1 tRNA gene is annotated in these 510 nt (G+C 59.8%); it reads left to right on the top strand.

The window, feature by feature from the left end:
* Window positions 1-203 precede the first annotated feature (203 nt).
* A tRNA-Thr gene (locus R5H29_RS09930) sits at window positions 204-278 on the top strand.
* The last annotated feature ends 232 nt before the right edge of the window (window positions 279-510 follow it).

The following is a 510-nucleotide window of genomic DNA, read 5'->3' on the forward strand; positions in this document are numbered from 1 at the left end:
ACGGGTTCGGTCGACCCGCTGAAGCCTTGCTCGCGGGGGTCTTCGTCTTCGTAGGGGAAGAACGATGGTGGCGTTTCTAAGTCATCCGGCTCTTCGGACCGGTCGTCAGACATGGGTGAAGGTTACCCCTGGGGCCGCCAACCTCCCGGGGTGGGTGGAGGGCCTGGTTTTCTGGTCCAGACCCGCCATAATGTCGGTTGGTCGCCGATGTAGCTCAGTGGTAGAGCAGCTGTTTCGTAAACAGCAGGTCACCGGTTCGAATCCGGTCATCGGCTCCAGTCCTATCCGTCCCGTTATCGCTTGATCAGGCCCCAGGGGGCCGTCTACGTTGCAAAGCAAGCGATCGGCGTTCATGGGCTTCGATGCGCATCTGCGACCTTTATAGTATTGTAAGGGCATGCGCGCGATGCCTGGCAGTTCGGAGGACCTTGCCTATTCGCCCTCGTCTGGGCTAGACAACGAGTGGCTGGTTCAAGCGGCGCTCGAGTCCTCGGACTACGGAATGTTGGT

Source organism: Stenotrophomonas sp. A3_2 (assembly GCF_036624925.1).
In the GTDB taxonomy this organism is placed as follows: Bacteria; Pseudomonadota; Gammaproteobacteria; order Xanthomonadales; family Xanthomonadaceae; genus Stenotrophomonas; species Stenotrophomonas hibiscicola.